The organism is Longicatena caecimuris (assembly GCF_018406465.1).
Classification (GTDB): domain Bacteria; phylum Bacillota_I; class Bacilli_A; order Erysipelotrichales; family Erysipelotrichaceae; genus Longicatena; species Longicatena caecimuris.
In genome coordinates, this window is record NZ_AP024510.1 from 784,291 (window position 1) to 798,610 (window position 14,320).

At 38.5% G+C, this 14,320-nt stretch carries 11 protein-coding genes; 10 read left to right on the forward strand and 1 reads right to left on the reverse strand.

Annotation, left to right across the window (positions count from 1 at the left end; translation table 11 throughout):
• Window positions 1-8 precede the first annotated feature (8 nt).
• From KJS44_RS03735 to KJS44_RS03770, 8 genes are all read left to right on the forward strand, one after another.
• Entirely contained in the window at window positions 9-782 is a 774-nt protein-coding gene (locus KJS44_RS03735; RefSeq protein WP_008689562.1) for a PTS mannose/fructose/sorbose/N-acetylgalactosamine transporter subunit IIC, read from the forward strand.
• A complete protein-coding gene (locus KJS44_RS03740) occupies window positions 775-1,569 on the forward strand; it encodes a PTS system mannose/fructose/sorbose family transporter subunit IID (protein ID WP_008689560.1) in 795 nt (264 codons plus the stop codon). The genes KJS44_RS03735 and KJS44_RS03740 overlap by 8 nt, the downstream gene beginning before the upstream one ends.
• A 13-nt stretch (window positions 1,570-1,582) precedes the next feature.
• Entirely contained in the window at window positions 1,583-2,071 is a 489-nt protein-coding gene (locus tag KJS44_RS03745) for a PTS system mannose/fructose/N-acetylgalactosamine-transporter subunit IIB (protein WP_008689558.1), read from the forward strand.
• A gap of 99 nt (window positions 2,072-2,170) precedes the next feature.
• Window positions 2,171-3,355 (forward strand): MalY/PatB family protein, encoded by a 1,185-nt coding sequence (locus tag KJS44_RS03750; protein WP_008689557.1) that lies wholly within the window; start codon window positions 2,171-2,173, stop codon window positions 3,353-3,355.
• 62 nt (window positions 3,356-3,417) lie between these two features.
• Window positions 3,418-5,343, forward strand: a complete 1,926-nt coding sequence (locus KJS44_RS03755; RefSeq protein WP_120136572.1) for a BglG family transcription antiterminator — start codon at window positions 3,418-3,420, stop codon at window positions 5,341-5,343.
• Window positions 5,344-5,406: 63 nt separating this feature from the next.
• Window positions 5,407-6,156, forward strand: coding sequence for a sugar isomerase domain-containing protein (locus KJS44_RS03760; protein WP_008689553.1), 750 nt, complete (start codon window positions 5,407-5,409; stop codon window positions 6,154-6,156).
• Between the two features lie 9 nt (window positions 6,157-6,165).
• Complete coding sequence (locus tag KJS44_RS03765) at window positions 6,166-6,906, forward strand: sugar isomerase domain-containing protein (RefSeq protein WP_008689551.1); 741 nt, start codon at window positions 6,166-6,168, stop codon at window positions 6,904-6,906.
• A 490-nt stretch (window positions 6,907-7,396) separates the two neighbouring features.
• The gene (locus KJS44_RS03770) at window positions 7,397-10,510 is read left to right on the forward strand and encodes an ABC transporter ATP-binding protein/permease (RefSeq protein ID WP_008689549.1); all 3,114 of its coding nucleotides are present in this window, start codon (window positions 7,397-7,399) and stop codon (window positions 10,508-10,510) included.
• A gap of 222 nt (window positions 10,511-10,732) precedes the next feature.
• On the opposite strand, the gene KJS44_RS03775 is transcribed toward KJS44_RS03770, so the two are convergent.
• Window positions 10,733-11,695 carry a hypothetical protein gene (locus KJS44_RS03775; RefSeq protein WP_008689546.1) on the reverse strand — a complete coding sequence of 321 codons (963 nt, stop codon included), beginning with the start codon at window positions 11,693-11,695 and terminating at the stop codon, window positions 10,733-10,735.
• Window positions 11,696-11,836: 141 nt separating this feature from the next.
• On the opposite strand from KJS44_RS03775, the gene KJS44_RS03780 reads away from it, so the two are divergent.
• Both KJS44_RS03780 and KJS44_RS03785 read left to right on the forward strand, forming a co-directional pair.
• On the forward strand, window positions 11,837-12,133 hold the full coding sequence (locus tag KJS44_RS03780; protein ID WP_008689543.1) for a hypothetical protein: 297 nt from the start codon (window positions 11,837-11,839) through the stop codon (window positions 12,131-12,133).
• On the forward strand, window positions 12,133-14,223 hold the full coding sequence (locus KJS44_RS03785) for a DUF11 domain-containing protein (RefSeq protein WP_008689542.1): 2,091 nt from the start codon (window positions 12,133-12,135) through the stop codon (window positions 14,221-14,223). The genes KJS44_RS03780 and KJS44_RS03785 overlap by 1 nt, the downstream gene beginning before the upstream one ends.
• Window positions 14,224-14,320: the final 97 nt, after the last annotated feature.

Genomic DNA, 14,320 nt, shown 5'->3' on the forward strand with positions numbered 1-14,320 from the left:
AAAAGGAAATGGAAATTAATTTTCTACAAATTATATTGCTATCGCTTTATGCATTTATTGCTATAAACGATGCGATTCATATGGATTTTGGTTTAAACAGACCTTTAATTGCCGGCTGTTTTGCCGGTGTGGTCATGGGGAATCTGAGCTTTGGACTCACTGTAGGGGCAACCTTACAATTGATGGTTTTAGGTGTTTCTAATTTTGGGGGATCATCACTTCCGGATTTCATGTCTGCTGCTTTAATTGGTACGGCATTGGGTACGATCAGTGGCAAAGGTGTGGAGTTCGGTATCGGTTTGGCTGTACCGGTTGGAATGTTATTGGTTCAGCTTGATGTATTTGCTCGTTTTGCGAATACGTTCTTTCAACACCGTGCGGATCGTTATATGGAAAGCGGTAATATAAAAGGCATTGAACGGATGAATGTCCTTGGTATCTTCTGTTGGGGATTCTCAAGAGCAATACCAGTATTCTTATGTTTATTGCTAGGCAGTGAATTAGTACAAAATTTTGTTGCTTACTTCCCGGATTGGTTAGGTGATGGCTTAAAAGTTGCCGGAGGATTATTACCAGTTGTTGGTATTGCTATCTTGTTGAAATATCTTCCTACCAAAAAATATACAGCATATTTGATAATCGGTTTTGTTCTATCTGCATACATGAGTATTCCTATGTTGGGAGTTGCTTTAGTCGGTGCTGCTCTGGCATTATTGGCATATCGCAGAAGTGGCGAAAAAGAATTAACATCCGTTATGGAAGGAGCTGATGAAGATGAATGAGCCAATTACAAAACAAGATATTAAAAAAGTTAGATATCGCTGGTTGTTATTAGGTGAGGCAGCATGGAATTATGAAAAGATGCAAGGTTTGGGATATTGTTTCTCTATGATACCTGTATTAAAAAAATTGTATCCTGAGCAGGAGGATATGAAAAAAGCACTGAATACACATTTACAATTCTTTAATACTCATCAGGAATTTGCGGAAATCATACTCGGTATAGATATCGCAATGGAAGAAAAAGAAGGAATTGAAGCTTTAGAAGCTGTATCTGCCATCAAAACTGGTTTGATGGGACCACTTGCCGGTATCGGGGATACTTTATTCGGTGTGATTGCCAATACGATCTTCTTCTCTATTGGTTCTTATATGGCATTAGAAGGAAATCCTATCGGGATTATCATGTATTTGATTTGGGGTTGTATCCGTGTTGCTTTGCGAGGTCAATTTATTCGTATCGGTTATCGTGAAGGGACAAAATTAATTCAAAATCTTGGGGATAAGATGAATCGAGTAACAGAAGCTGCGAGTATCTTAGGACTTACGGTCGTAGGAGCTTTGATACCTAGTGTTGTAAATGCCAATGTACCATTTGTCTTTAAAAGCGGCGAAGTTAAAATGGAACTACAAAACATCTTAAATCAAATTATGCCTTCATTGATTCCGGTTTTATTAGTAGCATTGGTGTATACATTATTAAATAGAAAGGGAATGACATCTTTTAAAGCTATTATCTTTGTGATGATTTTGGGAATTGTCTGTAGTGTAGCCGGCATTTTAGGCTGATGGAGGTAGTGTTATGACAAAAGGTTTGGTACATGTTCGTATTGATGATCGTTTGATTCACGGTCAGGTAGCGGTATATTGGTGTAATGCTGTAAACGCGACAAGAATCATGGTGGCGAATGATGTCATGTATGAAAATGATGTTCAAAAAGCAGCGTTACGTTTAGTTGTTCCGGCAGGTTTAAAATCATCGTTATTGAATATCGAAAAAGCTACAAAAAATTTAGTAAGTGGTAAATATGAAGGTCAGCGTGTCATTTTGGTCGTACGCAGACCTAAAGATATCTTGCGTATGATGGATCATGGCGTAGAGGTTCAAGAAATCAATGTTGGAAATCTTCCAGCGCGTGATGGAACGCGAAATGTGAAAAAAAGTATCAATGTAACAGATGAAGAAATTAAAGATTTTCAAGAATTGTCACGACGTGGTGTAAAACTTACCGGCAAACAGGTACCAGATAATGCAGATGATGATCTAATGGAGCTGATTAATAAATTATGAGTATGAAAACATCACAGCTTCTGTGATGTTTTCTATCCTATTCTGCATAATACCAAATAAAGCATCGTAAACCGGATGTAAGAAAAGGAGAGTGATGAAATGTATCAATTCGATAAAGCCCAATCACGTTTGAACAGCAGTTGTACCAAGTGGGATCGTTATAAGAGCCGTTATCAAATAGAAGAAGATGTGATTCCTTTATGGGTTGCGGATATGGATTTTGAATGTCTGCCTGAAGTGAGTGAAGCAATAAGAAAACGGGCAGCGCATCCGATATATGGTTATACAGATCCTCCAAAGGAATTGTATGACGCTATCATACAATGGGAAAAACGACAGCATGATGTGGAGGTGAGAAAAGAAGAAATCATCTTCAATACAGGCGTTGTATATGGTTTTTATACGTTGATTGATATGTTAGTAAAACATGATGAAAAGGTAATCGTACAACCTCCGGTATATCCGCCTTTCTTTAATATACCAAAAAGTTTACAACGAGAAGTCGTTTATAATCCTTTACAACATGGACAAGGCGGATGGCACATGGATTTGCAGCATTTTGAAGAATGTTTGAAAAAAGATGCATCCATTCGTATGTTTATTTTATGCAACCCACACAATCCAACGGGGCAGTGTTATACATTGGAAGAAATTAACAATGTAATGAAACTGTGTAAGCGCTATAATGTATGGGTAGTATCTGACGAAATTCATGCGGATATCATCATGCCGAATCAACATCATGTGAGTGCGTTAAAATGCCGATGTGCATATCATGACAATTTGATTCTGTTAGGTGCACCAACCAAAACGTTTAATTTAGCCGGATTAAAAATATCGTATGCAATTGTTAAAAATGCGGTGTTACAAGAAACATTTGCATCCGTAGCGAAAGCAAGCGGTTTATCTAGCATCAATATTTTTGGTATTGAGGCTTTGATTGCAGCATATACAAAGGGGGATCAATGGAGGGAGGAGTGCTGTGCATACATTTATGATAACTTTCTGTTCTTAAAGGAATTTCTTGCCAATACTATGCCATTGGTAAGATATGAAATTCCTCAGGCTACCTATTTAGCTTGGCTTGATTTTTCTGCATTGCAGGTACCGGCAGACTTTGCTGAACGCCTGAAATTTGAAGCGCATGTAGAATTACAGCCGGGAATTGGTTTTGGAAAAGCATATGGAGCATATCAGCGTGTGAATGTTGCCTGCCCAAGAGAAACGCTAAAAGAGGGTATGTTGCGCATTTATGCCTGGTTGAAAAAGAACAGGTATCTATAATGTACTCTTAATTTTGAATATCCAAACAGCAGGATATTTATGGAAAAAGCAGGAGGAGAAATATGATATTGTTAAATGAGCGATTAAAAGGTATCATCCGTATTCTCAAGGATACCCAAGATTATATCACCAGTAAACAACTGGCGGATCAAATGGATATCAGTGTACGAACCATTAAGAGTACATTAAAAGGTTTAAAGATGGAATTAACAGCCTATGGTGCTGAATTAGAAATTAAACGTGGTGTAGGCTATCGGTTGCATATCTTGAATGAAGAAGCTTTTTTACCTATCAAGAATCGTATCCAGAGTGAATCGCCTCGGCAGTTTCCGCATACGCAAAAAGAACGTTCCATATATATCATCCGAAAGCTTTTATCTTTAGATTATCCGATAAAATTAGATGATCTAGCGGATGAACTATACGTAAGCCGCAATACGATTTCTTTGGATATTAAAGAAGTGAAACGTTTATTACATAATTATCACCTTATCATCGTTCAATCAAACAACAATGGAATCATCGTAGAAGGAAGTGAAATTCAGAAACGTATTTGTATCAATGATTTTTTCTTTCAAGATAAGATGCAAGATTTCTTTGTTCAAAACAATGTGATGTTTTCCAGTGAATATAATCAAAATGAGATACGTTATATACGAGAGGCACTATTGCATGTTTTAAATAAACATAACATTCATTTCTCAGATGTTTCTATTCAAAATATGGTCATACATATCGTTATAGAGCTTCGTCGTTGTAAATTTTATCAATATGTTCGTTTTGATGACGCTGTAATGCAGCAGATGAAAGAACATAAAGCGTACAAAGCTGCCATAGAATTGAAGCAAATGTTGGAAGAGCAGATGAATATCATTTTGCCTGAACATGAAACGATTTATCTAACGATGCATATCTTATCTAAGACAGTGATGGGAAATGAAGATATCCGCAAATTTGATTTATCCTATATGGATGCTTTATTACAAAAGGTATTCAAACGTATTGAGCAGCGCTTCGCCATATCTTTCAAAAAGGATACGGAGATATATGAATTCTTAAAGCTGCATATTCCATCCATGGCAGAGCGTATTCGCCTGCAATTGACTTTACGGAATCCATTATTATTGGAAAATAATCGGCGTTATCAATTTGCAGTGGAGCTAACGTTGGAAGCTGTTGATGTGATTGAAGAGGAATTACAGATTGAAATAGACCATAATGAATTTGGGTATCTGGTACTATATTTCAATCTAGCCTTAAATCGTTATCAGAGCCGAATCAAGAAACGTTTAATATTAGTAAGTGGTTATGGCAGACCGGAAATGATCATGACGCTGAATACGCTGAATGAAAATTTTAAAGGCTTTATTGATGATATTGTTACTTGTGATGTCATAGAATTGGAAAATTTCTCTTTTCAACACAATGATATTGTAATAACGACTATCCCTATTATGCCAAGCAGTAAAGTACCGGTTGTATATATACAGGGAAAGGTAGAATTTTATTACCATGAGATTTTATCGTTATTAAAGAGTGAATATGATATCAATTGTTCTATCCGCAAATATTTGCTGCCTTCTTTATATCAAGAAGGGTTGTTGTGTAAAAATAAACAAGATGTGTACAAGGAGCTAGAAAAGCTCTTGGCAGCTATGTGGGGGGAAGCGGAAGCTACGAAATTGGTAAACGGTATTTATCATTTAGGAAATGAAGTTGGAAATGACATCATCTGTTTGCATTCCCGCTATGATTACCATACGCCATTTATTGCGTTTTTAAGTCTTAAAAATCATATGCTATGGGAAAAGCAGCATGTGCGTTATATCTTTTTTATGAATATGAATGCAGAAAGTGATAAAGAAATGGTACATCATATGTATCATTTAATATCAAACTGGGCTGATGTAAAGACACGCATTACATATTATGCGAAAAATCAGGATTATCAAGAATTAATCGAAAGTTTAGATAACAGTCGTCTATAAGTTACTTACTGCATGCAGCATAAAACCATGCAGAGAAAAACATGAGAACAAAAGGAGGATATCATGAAGGCTTGGAAAAATTATTTTTTGACAATGCAAGATGTAGTACAAAAGGTATTGGATACACAGGAAGAAAATATTATGCAGGCGGCGAAAATACTTGCCAATACAACAAAGAACGGCGGTATTATTTATGGTTTTGGTACAGGTCATTCACATTTAGTTACGGATGATGCGTTTTGGAGAGCCGCTACACCGGCTAATTATTGTGCTTTATTGGAACAAAGTGCAACCGGCAGCTTCGAAATAACCAAAAGTTATCACATTGAAAATACATATGGTATCGGGAAGTTAATGGTAGATTACCATCGTATTACCCCTAAAGACTGTATGATCATCATTTCTAATTCCGGAAACAATATTGCGCCGGTAGATGCGGCACTGCGAGCAAAGGAAAAGGGGATACCGGTGATTGGCATTACAGCATGTGCATATAGTGATTATTTAAAAACGAAGCATAAAGACGGAGTAAAATTAAAGGACATTGCCGATGTTGTATTGGATAATTGCTCTTTGATTGGGGATGCCGCAGTTGCGATTGAAGGCTTTGATATGAAGGTTGGCGCTACCAGTACGATACCTTCAGTATATTTGCAAAATGCTGTTTTGGTGCAGATGGTTGAATTATTGGTTGAAGAAGGCATGGAACCGGATGTGTATTACAATGGGCATATGGCATTTATGAAACCGGAATGTGCAGATCATAATGATCAATTAGTCGATAAGTATTTTTATCGCATTCGTAATTTATAGGAGCTGTTTATGGAAAATAGCAAATTGTATATTGAGCATGTGATAGAACTTTTGCATGCAATTGCCAATGAGCAAGATGTTTATGTACAGCAGGCAAGTGATTTGCTTGTGGAAACGATAAAACAACAACATAGCATTTTTATTTTTGGGGCATCTCATGCCGGTATTTTGGCACAGGAAATGTTTTATCGTACAGGCGGTCTGGTAGTGGTAAATCCTATTTTACCAAGAGAAGTCATGCTAGATGTACGGCCGATCATTCAGACATCGCAAATGGAACGCTTGGCTGGATATGGTAAGATCTTAGCAGATAATAGTAAGATGAAAGCGCATGATGTATTGATCATTCATTCTGTCTCAGGTAGAAATACAATCGCCATTGATATGGCATTGGAAGCGAAGAAAAAAGGAATTGCGGTAATCGCCATCACCAATGTCACATATTCCAAACAGGTCAAAAGTCGTCATGCATGTGGAAAAAACTTATATCAAATCGCCGATATCGTAATTGATAATTGCGGGGATTTTGAAGATTCCTGCATGTTGATGGATGGTATGAAGCAGAAAGTAGCGCCTACTTCTACAATAACGGGAGCTGCCATCATTAACAGTTTGGTCATTCAAGTTGTAGAAAAGTTATTAAAGCAACAGATAGAACCGCCGATTTTTCATTCGGCGAATGTTGATGGCGGAGATGCGTTCAATAAAGCGCTCATCGAAAAATATAAGGATCAGATTTTTTATATGTAGTCATAGCATAACATAAGAATCTATGAAACCCTGACGATAGTAAGATTCGCACTGGCATCTTGTAATACCCATTATAAGATGCTTTTTTAAGTTATTTCCGCTTCTTTTATTAAAAAGCACTTTGGATATTACCATTTCTTATATCCAAAGCTTAATGAAACACGCAGTTCTTAATTTCTGTAAAGTATTGATACAGTGTTGCTCCAAATCGGTTTCGCTTGTTGCCGACTACATATCTTGAGGGGAATTACTTTTTGTTAGGTTATAAAATATGGTATAATCTATCTTGTAACCTATGCATCATGAAATGATATAAGAAATGGTTGCTCATAAAAAAGGATTCCTCTGTATTCTTGTATACAGCATATCAATTATTATCTGTTTTTCAAATAATCTTCTCCATTTGATAACAGCATCTTTTATGATTATCTTAAGAATAGATGCATAAGGCATGAAAACCATGCTTACAATAAGACAAGGAGGTATGCAAGTGTTAAGACTGGATACAATACGTAAAACTTATAAGACTGGTAACTTTGAACAAAAAGCATTGGATGGGGTATCCATTAATTTCCGCAGCAATGAGTTTGCGGCAATTCTTGGACCATCGGGCTCAGGTAAGACAACGATGCTGAATATTATCGGTGGTTTAGATCATTATGACAGTGGTGATCTTGTCATTGAAGGGATTTCCACCAAAAAATACACCTCACGAGATTGGGATACGTATCGTAATAATCGTATCGGTTTTGTTTTTCAAAGTTATAATTTAATACCTCACCAAACGATTCTCTCCAATGTAGAGCTAGCCTTGACATTAAGTGGTATACCGGCGGCTCAGCGCAAAGAAAGAGCAATTGCGGCTTTAACAGAAGTTGGATTAAAAGAGCATATACACAAAAAGCCAAATCAATTAAGCGGCGGTCAGATGCAGCGTGTTGCGATTGCCAGAGCTTTGATCAATAATCCGGAAATCTTGTTAGCGGATGAACCAACCGGGGCACTGGATACCAAAACAAGTATTCAGGTCATGGATCTATTGACGAATATTGCCAAAGATCGATTGGTCATTATGGTAACACATAATCCAGAACTTGCACATCAGTATGCAAACCGTATCGTACAGCTGCAGGATGGGAAAATTACCGCGGACAGTCATCCATTTGCGTTGGATGAGCAAGAAGGGGTAGTGCAACGCACGATAAGAAAAGCTAAGATGTCTTTACGTACCGCCATATCGTTGTCTTTCAGTAATCTGATGACCAAGAAAGCACGTACGTTTATTACCGCTTTGGCCGGTTCCATCGGTATCATCGGTATCGCGGCAATCTTATCGTTAGCGAATGGTATCAATTTGTATATAGAAGATGTAGAGCGGGAAACGTTAAGCCTGTATCCATTGACGATTCAGCAAAGTGGTATTGATCTTACCAGTATGATGAGTGAACATGGACAGAGTACGCAAGTAAAAGATAAGAAGGATGAGCAAGGCGTTAGTGAAATCAGCATGATCAAAGATATGTTTTCTTATCAAAAACAAAACGATATGACAGCATTAAAAACATATCTGGAAACACATGAAACAGCAATCTCACCTTATGTTAATACGATACAATATACCTACAATATCACACCACAGATTTATTTAAAGGATACGGATAAAACGATTGAACAAGTGAATCCGGATTCGTTATTTAACACCACAAATGATCCGGCACAAAATATGAGTGCCATGATGGGAATGGGAAATTTCACCAGCATGAATGCCTTTCATGAATTACCACAAGAAACCAAGATGTATGAAAATCAATATGAGGTAGTAGCAGGGCGTTGGGCGAAGGAATATGATGAAATGGTGCTAGTCTTGTCCTCCAGTGGCAAAGTATCGGATTTTGTTTTATATTCCATGGGAATCAACGACCGTGAAGAATTACGTAATTTATTGGAAGATTCACAAAATGGTAAGAAAGTAAAAGTGGAAAAGGAAAAGACAGTAACGAAACATTCTTATGAGACGTTATTGTCTCCTAAATTCAAGGTCATTCTGCCTGCGGATAAATATCGTTATGATGAAAAACATAAGATATGGAATGATGAATCAAAAAATAAGAAGTATATGAAAAAAATCATAGCGAATGGCGTGGAATTGAAAATTGTCGGCATTGTCAAACCTGAATCGGATGCGGCTATCTCCTCTTTATCCTCAGGCATTAATTATTCACCAAAGCTGACAAGCTATTTAATGAAGGAAGCCGAAAAGCAAAAAATTGTCCAGGAACAATTAAAAAATCCGACGATTAATGTGTTTACAGGGAAATCTTTTCAACAAGAAAACAATGATCAGCAGCCGAAGTTGGAATTTGCGGATGTTGTTTCCATTGATGAACAAAAGATTCAGAATGCTTTCAAAATGGATACTTCTGCCTTTGATATGAGTAAAATAAAAGTTAAGGTCGATAAATTTGAAATACCGAACGATGAGCTTCCTAAAGTGAACGCCAATATGGAAGAGGTGTTTGCTTCTGTTGCCAGTCAGGTCCAGATACCAACCGATCAGCTCTCGACAATCTTTTCTTCCCTTATGATGAATTTCATTTCGGAAGAATTAAAAAATGGTGTAAGTGATCCTACCCAGATGTCACAAGATCTCAACACGTATCTGGCAAAACCAGAAGTGCAGGCACAGATTGGGCAGCAATTGGGAAGTGCCATTGATACGACGAAATTATCGAAACAGCTAAGCAAAGCTTTGCAGACACAGATGGAAGGTGTTATGCAGACGTATGTCAAACAAATGAGCACACTCGTTGAAAAACAAATACAGCGACAATCGCAGCAAGTTATGCAACAGCTTATGGCACAGTTGCCGGCACAGCTGAAAAACAGCATTCAGATAGATACAACAGCGTTTCAAGATGCTTTCCAGATGAATATGAGTGAAGAGGAATTGATGAATTTCTTAAATACGCTGATGAATCCGGTGGTAACGACATATGAACGTAATATGACGGCATTAGGTTATGCGGATGTGAATACACCACAGCAGGTAAATATTTATCCTTTGAACTTTCAATCCAAACAAAATATTCTGAATTTTCTTGATCGTTATAATGCCGATTTAAAGAAACAAGGAAAAGATCCGATTCATTATACGGATCTGGTAGGGACGATGATGACTTCCGTGACCGATATCGTGAATACGATTAGTGCAGCATTAATTGCCTTTGTAGCTATTTCCTTAATTGTATCAAGTATTATGATTGGAGTCATTACGTACATTTCGGTTATTGAACGTAAGAAAGAAATTGGTATTTTGCGTGCACTTGGTGCCAGCAAGCACAATATCCGCAGTGTCTTTAATGCGGAAACTTTGATTGTCGGTTTTGCCGCAGGAATGTTGGGCGTTTTCGTAACAGCCTTATTATGTATTCCGGCGAATATCATTGTAGAAAAGGAATTTGCAATTGAAAATATTGCCCAATTGCCGATTTCTGGTGCTATCATTTTAGTCATTATCAGTATGGTATTGACTTATATTGCAGGCTTGTTCCCGGCATCAGCAGCAGCTCGTAAAGATCCGGTGGAAGCTTTGCGCAGTGAATAGTGCATAAGCCATATCTTTTAGTAATCATGTTAGTAAAATATCCTAAAAAAGCTTCTTTTACAGTATTATAGTACTGTAGAAAGAAGCTTTCTTAACGTGAACCCTTTTCCTTTATTATACAATGGTTTTTTCCTTGATTGATTTGTTGGATTAAGGAAGAACCTGTTCATTACAAAGGAAGGGGGTTCTGAAACAGATTCTGAAAAAGCATCCCTTCCTTTTCTATTCACACGATACATCATTTTGTCGTTCTTGTATCGCTGTTAATTTGGCATATAGTACCTGTTCCAACATCGTAACATTGGTAATGGTCTGGATGATAGAGCGATTTACTTCCAGTAACTCACAAATAGAATCGGATAATGCTATGGCTCGCTGTAGTTTTTCACCCTCTGCATTGAGAATATGAGAAAGGGCTGCCTCCATACAGGCAATGGATGATAATAGTTTACATATGCAATCGGTTTTACAATCCATTTCGCAACAGCACGGTTGCTTACAGGTGCAGGGCTTTAAGATACAACGACAAAAACCACAGCCATCCGGTTTTTGCAGCAACAATAAGAAACATAAGGATGAGCCTGTAGCCATCTTATCATGATCCCACAGCATATCTTTTATGACACCTTCTACGGGCAGATCATAGCTTTCTAACATATCGCCTTGCGATGAGACGATATCAAAAAAAGACATGTTTTGGCTGATTCGAATAAGTGCAAAGGCATCCGCAAAGGGTAACGCAGTGTGACAGGCTGGTAGGGGAAGCGGGCATTTATGCAGAAACTCTCCGTTTTTTGTGATTTCTGCAATTCCATCTGTATACGACAATAGCAAGGTATCACGTTCTTCCTGATATGCGATTTGCTGAATATCGCCGGTTAGGTTCATCTGCACGTAAAAGCATTGAAGCTCATTTAAATCGCTGTCCAAGCAGTATACTACATTATGCTGTTGGGCATCACTCACCCAAAAACAATAATTTATGGAATCATAGCAAATCGCCGCATAAGCATGTGGACATGTGCATGACGTAAAAAATGTAAAATCTGCCCCATAAATATGGATGCTGTGTTCTAAAGGAACTGTCAGATAATACTCTTCACCGGTAAAGGCGGCTCCTTCATAAGTGGCAAGGTCATCTTTTTGTAATGCGATTTCATCCGTAAGCTGCAGTGTATATTCCATATTCATCACCTCCATGGTAGTTCTTTTTGTAGTGTATGATGATGATTTTTAAAACATGCGTATTCATGTGCACATTTCCGCTTGTTCATACATAGAATAAACTATGTAAGTAAATGCAAATAAAAAGAGGGAGGAATGCATATGGGAATGCCGACGATCACCCCGGGAAACCGTACACAGGAACAGGTGATGACGGATCTTATCGAATCCATTGCGATGCAGGAACGAGCTCTTTCGCACATCGTAAATGCCGAATCGGAAAAAATGCAGGCAATCATCAATATGGATACTGTGAGTACACAACAGCTTTTACAGCTGAATCAATCCGTTGAGCATATGATCAATGCCGCAGCACGTTTAGAAACCGTCTTACAGGCCAAATTAGAGCTAAGCAACCAGGAATGTAACATTAACGAAGAAGAAGAGGTGGATAGCTAGTGGCAACAGTTTCAGGAAGAGTCATCTTTGATCGTGATCGCAGTCTCAGTGTTAATACTGGAGACAGTGGTATAGCCAATATCCCTATCGTTTTACAAAATGTTGCGACAGGGGCAAGACTAACCGTCTTAACAGATGCCAATGGAAATTATAGCTTTATCAATGTGCCAAATGGCAGTTATCGTATCGTCGAGTCTTATGGAACAAATGGTGGGGTAACATCACCTGCCGATTTTACCAATGCCAGTGTAGGGAGTATTCCAACAGGTGCGAATCCACCGATAAGTGCCGTACTCAATCCGCCTACAGGAGCGACCAATATTGATTCTTTAACGCCGGATACTCTTTTCATTACGGTGAATCAAGCAGATATCGGAAATCAGAATTTCTTCAATGGTCCGGTTATTTATACACCAATTGAAGCAATTCTAGATCAATGTGCCATTATTTCCGGGGAAAACTTAATTCATGCTGCAGATGAAGGAACCTTTGGGACTTTCCCAGCGGGTACACCTGCGAATACAGGTGCTCCAACAGAGCCATATCCCGGGGTGTCACCTGATTTCACCTATGTATTGCCAAATCCTGAAACCTTTACACCGCTAGATGGGGAATATACCGTACAAAATATTATGAATAATTCAAGGAGTGCAGAAATCGGCGCTTGGTGGAGAATTGCGGATCATACCTCTGGCAATGAAACTGGACGAATGATGATCGTAAATGGGTTTAATCCGGGGGCTATTTTCTTTCGCGAAACCGTAAATGTCACACCAAATACGAATTATCTTTTTAGTTCTTGGATCTTAAATCTGTTTCGTGTTACGGGATATCCTAATCCAGAATTAGGTGTGGAAATACTTGATCAAAATGGTGCTGTCCTATATAGTGCTACCCTTGGCGCTTTAATTCCGGTAAATACAAATGCACCGGAGTGGAAGGAAATCGGCAGTGTGATCAATTCCCAAAACAATACAACGTTAACTGTCGAATTTCTCAGTGAAGGGCCTGAAGTTATCGGTAATGACTATGCTATAGATGATATTGCTTTGCATGAAATACTCATTCGTGAATTTATTCCGGTAAAAACCGCTAGTACCTCGACCGTATATTTACAAGAGACTTTTGAATATACGGTAACATTAGAAAATACTTGTGATAATCCCTTAACCGATGTCTTCTTCCAAGATCTGATTCCACAAGGGCTCAGCTTTGTGCCTGGTAGTGTCATTGTGAATGGTATTTCGCAACCTACGTTGCAGCCGAATACAGGCTTTGCTTTACCGAATGTGGCTCCTCACAGCAGTGTAGTAGTGACCTTTACGGTACGTGCAGATGCCATACCTGCAACAAATCCTACCTTAAATCATGCCGATATGCGATATTCTTATACACCGGTAGAAGGTGGAATTCCACAGGAATTTGAAGTAACTTCCAATGAAGTAGCGGTAACGGTTGTGGGAACGTTAGCAGATGTATCCATTACAAAACGCGTTTCACCAACGAATGCCCAGCCCAATGAACCACTCACCTATACGCTAACCATTGCGAATGCAGGCCCATCGATCGCAGAGGATGTGGTGGTGAGTGATGAATTGGCTGCAGGTCTTAACAATGCACAAGTTTCGTTGGATGGCGGTAATAGTTTTCAGCCATGGGGTGGAAGTTTATCTTTAGGAAATCTAAATGTGAATGAGACAAGAACACTTCTGTTACGGGCAACAGTTGCGAATGATGTAACTGCACCACTAACCAACACGGCACGCGTAAGTGCCCAGACACCGGATCCCAATCTTGAAAATAATACAGCAACGATCACGACACCGATTGCAACACCACGCTGTCAGGCTTGGATTGATATTATGGATTCCATTGCCTTACAGGAAGCCGCATTAGCAAATCTCATCCAGGCAGAAGGCAGTAAGATGCAGAAAATTATACAGATGGAAGATGCTACTGCCTCACAACTTTTCCGCCTAAATTGTCGCATCACTTCTCTCATGGATGCCATTACCCGTTATGAACTGCTGTTGCAAATGAAATTGCAGACGGCTTCTGATGAATTGGCGGATTGTAATCTTTCTTCATAATGTCATCCTTTTATAACCATATGCAATGAACGGATCAAGCACTTGTTTTTTCAAATAGCATCAAAAGGAAGGATACTGCTTTGGTATTCTTCCTTTT

Coding starts and splice junctions, on each gene's coding strand:
- KJS44_RS03735 (WP_008689562.1), top strand. CDS start 9: ATGGAAATTAATTTTCTACAAATTATATTGCTATCGCTTTATGCATTT.
- KJS44_RS03740 (WP_008689560.1), top strand. CDS start 775: ATGAATGAGCCAATTACAAAACAAGATATTAAAAAAGTTAGATATCGC.
- KJS44_RS03745 (WP_008689558.1), top strand. CDS start 1,583: ATGACAAAAGGTTTGGTACATGTTCGTATTGATGATCGTTTGATTCAC.
- KJS44_RS03750 (WP_008689557.1), top strand. CDS start 2,171: ATGTATCAATTCGATAAAGCCCAATCACGTTTGAACAGCAGTTGTACC.
- KJS44_RS03755 (WP_120136572.1), top strand. CDS start 3,418: ATGATATTGTTAAATGAGCGATTAAAAGGTATCATCCGTATTCTCAAG.
- KJS44_RS03760 (WP_008689553.1), top strand. CDS start 5,407: ATGAAGGCTTGGAAAAATTATTTTTTGACAATGCAAGATGTAGTACAA.
- KJS44_RS03765 (WP_008689551.1), top strand. CDS start 6,166: ATGGAAAATAGCAAATTGTATATTGAGCATGTGATAGAACTTTTGCAT.
- KJS44_RS03775 (WP_008689546.1), bottom strand. CDS start 11,695: ATGGAATATACACTGCAGCTTACGGATGAAATCGCATTACAAAAAGAT.
- KJS44_RS03780 (WP_008689543.1), top strand. CDS start 11,837: ATGGGAATGCCGACGATCACCCCGGGAAACCGTACACAGGAACAGGTG.